This window comes from Paenibacillus sp. OT2-17, from assembly GCF_009827695.1.
In the GTDB taxonomy this organism is placed as follows: domain Bacteria; phylum Bacillota; class Bacilli; order Paenibacillales; family Paenibacillaceae; genus Paenibacillus; species Paenibacillus polymyxa_B.
Genome location: NZ_WUDQ01000512.1, coordinates 1 through 2,658, shown reverse-complemented (window position 1 = coordinate 2,658; position 2,658 = coordinate 1). Strand labels below are relative to the sequence as shown.

Below are 2,658 nucleotides of genomic sequence, written 5' to 3'. Positions count from 1 at the left end.
AACCAGCCTGCTACATTACCCAACCCCATTTGGAATTTAGCAATTCCGTGTGCCAAAAACAAAATTCCCAGCGCCACCCGCATAATTGTAGAAATGTTTTTGCTTGCTGAACTCATGTTTATCTCTCCATTCTGTTTGTTTATTACACTCATACAAGTGCATATGAATAATTAATTTATATTACTAATAATTTGGTTGAAAAAATAATACTGTCTGAATCTCTGCCGCACCACATTAGTGTGAATCAAACTTGAATTATTAGTAATAGAAATAATTATTTTGTAATGTGAATTTATCATAAGAAACTGTAGTCTGTCAACAAATTATTTGGTATGATAAATATTAAATTAGTATACATTATATTCCCTTAAAGGAGGAACGCTCTATGGGTATAGGATGCAACATACGCGCCGCTCGTAAACGTAAAAATTTATCCATCCAGCAAATATGTGAACGAACCGGACTATCGCAAGGGTTTATGAGTCAAGTAGAAAATAATAAAACCTCCCCTTCCATCGCAACATTGGACAGTATCGCAAATGCGCTTAAGGTTCCCCTTGCTTTTCTGCTTCTCAAAGAAGAGGAACGGATGCAAGTGATTCGTAAGGACGAGCGTCGTAAAACGTTATATGGTAAAAACAACCTCCAGGTCGATCATTTGGGGGGGCAAGGAAACGTTAAAATGATGCTGGTGGACATGCCGCCAGGCTCATCTACAGAAGAGGAGCATGCTCATGCGGGGGATGAGATTCATTTTATCTTGGAGGGCACGGTATACGTGGAGCAAGGCGAGGATTCAGCTACTTTGGAAGCAGGAGATTCCTTTAGCTGGAGGGCAGCTATCCCCCATTATGCCAAAAACGTGGGTGAAAACAACGCCCGTATCCTGATTTCCGTATTTCTCCAAGCAGAAAATGACGCCTAATAGATACTTAAGCAAGCACGAAGCAACAAAAGTACAAATTCCATCAAAAAAAAGCGCGTACCGGGAAGTCAACTTTACTTCAACGATACGCGCTTTTTAAATTTTCCTTACTATTGCTGCTCTTAACTTATTCCATCGCCTGCTGGGGCATCTGTACGCGATTCCCACGGCAGCTTGAAGGTTTTCATAATTTGTTTGGTATTAGCCGGGAGTCCAGTTACGGGATCACCCGTAGTACCCAGCAGTTCTTCTTTATTTAGCGTAGTAATACGCCCATAGAAAGTAGTACTGCTGTCTCCCCATCCTGTAGTAAACTTGTAGATCAGGGGCTTATTTATTTTCGGATAAGTTCCCCACTGATTTTTGGCTTTATTCACCAAAAAACGCTCCAGCGGATCGTATTCCATTGTAAATGTTTTATCAAAGGGAGCACCCACATACCCTTGATAGGTGACAACTGGAAAACCGTCCTTCACTTCAACTAGACTCAGCACATCCCCACTGTAAAATAGCGCAATGCTTCGCCTTGAGGGAACATATAGACACTGGACAGAAGCTCAGTGTTAGGATTATGTGCTTCTATATAAGGATGGACTGTTCTGCTGTCTAAACGGATTAGCGCTTCGCGTGCTGTCGCCAGATCTCCCTCGTATATTTCTTCTTTTAATTTACCATGAATCTCTGGCTGGTCATCAGTCTCCGTTCACTTAATGAACTTGTTCATTCCTGATCTATCTCTTTTTGGCTGCGTCAATGTCTCCAGGATTCAGACCTTCCCATATGTTCGGGATACTAACAGTCTCTGGATGCTCAAATACGAGAAACGCAGTCGGCAAATACCGCTCTCCGTATTCAGAAGAAGGCTTGTTCACAATGGCATTATCCTTGACTAGCACCGTTGAAGAACCTCCATCCAGATTAGCACCGATAACCGCTCCGTGTTTAAGCAAAATATTTTGCATATCATACAAGTTGGCACCAATACTGTACCCAGGCTGACGACCGTCGATGGTCACGAATATAATGGCCCCGTCTGCTCTTTGCCCCATTGCGGTACGAGGAGCAATTCCCCACCCCTCGCTTGCATTGCGAATCAGACCTTTCCCATTCACGATTAGGCGTGGTTGAAAAGTAACCGCTTCTTGCACATTCATTTTGGACAACTCGGACAACGAATAGTGACCGGCTATCATTTTTCCCTGCTTATCAATACCTACGATTTGAACAGAGGCATTTTTACCCATATCATTGTAGTATATCTCACCCTGGGAAATGACAACGCCAATCGGTTTAAAACCATTCCCATTCCAGTTGGGATCGGCAAAGCCACCGCCATTTACGCCAGCAACAGCCCCTAAACGCTCGACCATACTAGATACCCTTTCTCCCCGGCCGACCTTGGAAGGAACCCCGAGCCGGATTTTAGTGGGGTCATGCACCGTCATAACATAGCCATGATAGTTACGGCCCGATACCTCTTCCACTTCAACCAGCGGCGTTTGTTGTACTTTGGTCGGTATCAGATCAGGTAGATTGATTGTATGTCTGTCCTTCTCTTCACCCATCGCTTCAAAACGGGCCGAATATTCAGCCACACGTTTTTTTGCCTCTGCTTCACCGATAAAGTACTTCGCCCAGTGACGATGTTGGGTTGTGATTAGCGTATCGGCAGCCAAATAGCGCATGTCCTTGCCAGATGACGTTAGGAACAACCACGCACCACCCCCTATTCC

The 2,658-nt window shown here is 44.1% G+C and carries 3 protein-coding genes and 1 pseudogene; 1 reads left to right on the top strand and 3 read right to left on the bottom strand.

Features of this window, described 5'->3' with window-relative positions:
- Window positions 1-116 (bottom strand): annotated as a pseudogene (locus GRP75_RS23885) (DoxX family protein); the annotation flags it as partial.
- Between the two features lie 269 nt (window positions 117-385).
- Between GRP75_RS23885 and GRP75_RS23880 the strand changes: the two are divergent.
- A complete protein-coding gene (locus GRP75_RS23880; RefSeq protein ID WP_160790557.1) occupies window positions 386-925 on the top strand; it encodes a helix-turn-helix domain-containing protein in 540 nt (179 codons plus the stop codon).
- Between the two features lie 122 nt (window positions 926-1,047).
- Here GRP75_RS23880 and GRP75_RS23875 read toward each other — a convergent pair whose 3' ends face one another.
- Complete coding sequence (locus GRP75_RS23875) at window positions 1,048-1,419, bottom strand: hypothetical protein (protein ID WP_237449160.1); 372 nt, start codon at window positions 1,417-1,419, stop codon at window positions 1,048-1,050.
- A gap of 237 nt (window positions 1,420-1,656) precedes the next feature.
- The coding region (locus tag GRP75_RS23870; RefSeq protein ID WP_237449159.1) for a phosphodiester glycosidase family protein at window positions 1,657-2,658 on the bottom strand (1,002 nt) is incomplete at its 5' end.

Bases quoted from the DNA above. Each gene is read 5' to 3' on its own strand.
- GRP75_RS23880 (WP_160790557.1), top strand. From the start codon at position 386: ATGGGTATAGGATGCAACATACGCGCCGCTCGTAAACGTAAAAATTTA.